Origin of the sequence: Streptomyces sp. NPDC051172 (genome assembly GCF_040682555.1) — a bacterium.
Lineage (GTDB): Bacteria > Actinomycetota > Actinomycetes > Streptomycetales > Streptomycetaceae > Streptomyces.
Genome location: NZ_JBFBBE010000476.1, coordinates 1 through 1055 on the forward strand (window position 1 = coordinate 1; position 1055 = coordinate 1055).

Consider the following 1055-nt stretch of genomic DNA (forward strand, 5'->3'; position numbering starts at 1 on the left):
CCAGGCCGGAGTTCAGCGCGACGAGCATGTCCAGTGCCTCGGCCTCGCGCACCTCGCCGACGATCAGGCGGTCCGGGCGCATCCGCAGCGCCTCCTTGACGAGGCGGCGCAGCGGGATCTCGCCGTGGCCCTCCAGGTTCGGCTGACGGCACTGGAGCCCGACGACGTCGCGGACCGGGATCTGCAGTTCGAAGATCTCCTCCACGGTGATGACGCGCTCCCGCGGGCCGATGGCCGAGGCCAGGCAGTTGAGCAGGGTGGTCTTGCCCGCCTGGGTGGCCCCGCTGACGAGGATGTTCATGCCCGCGTCCACGGCCGCGTCCAGGAAGCGGGCCGCCGTCGGGGTGAGGGAACCGCCCCGGACGAGGTCGTCCAGCCGGCGAGCCCGGGCGATGAACTTCCGGATGTTCACGGCCCAGTGCCGCCGCGTGATGTCGGGGATGGCCACGTGCAGGCGCGAACCGTCCGGCAGGGCCGCGTCGACGAACGGCATCGACAGGTCCAGCCGCCGGCCCGAGGACTTCAACATGACTTCGACGAGGTCCTGCACCTCCTCCTCGGTCAGGACGATGCCCGTCAGCTCGGAGCGGCCGGACCGCGCGCAGTAGACGGCGTCCGGCGCGTTCAGCCAGATCTCCTCCACGGAGGGATCGTCCATGAGCCGCTGGAGCGGCCCGAGACCCGCGATGCGGTCGAACAGGTCCTGCCGCGCCGCCACGGGATCCTCCAGGTCCGGCAGCGAGCTGACCATCGCGCGGGACTCGTAGTCCGCGGCCGCGTCCTGGATGAGCGTCAGGACCCGGGCGTGCTCACGCTGCGGGTCGATGCCCTGCCGGCGGACGATCTCCCGGATCTCGTCCTCGAGAATGCGCACCGCATCCATGTGTCCCTCCTGTGCCCGATTCGGCGCCATCCCCAGCGCCGCACATGTCTCGATCAGGAAGATACCCCGTTCCGTCGATGCGTGTGGTCCAGGACACCATGACTGTGGACAGCGTGGCGGCGGACCCGTTCGACGGGGAGTTGTCCACAGGCCGCCCGAACCGCCATCAGGC

The 1055-nt window shown here is 70.3% G+C and carries 1 protein-coding gene; it reads right to left on the bottom strand.

Annotated features, from left to right (window positions below):
* The coding region (locus tag AB0N07_RS52050; RefSeq protein ID WP_365848130.1) for an ATPase, T2SS/T4P/T4SS family at window positions 1-883 on the bottom strand (883 nt) is incomplete at its 3' end.
* Window positions 884-1055 lie beyond the last annotated feature (172 nt).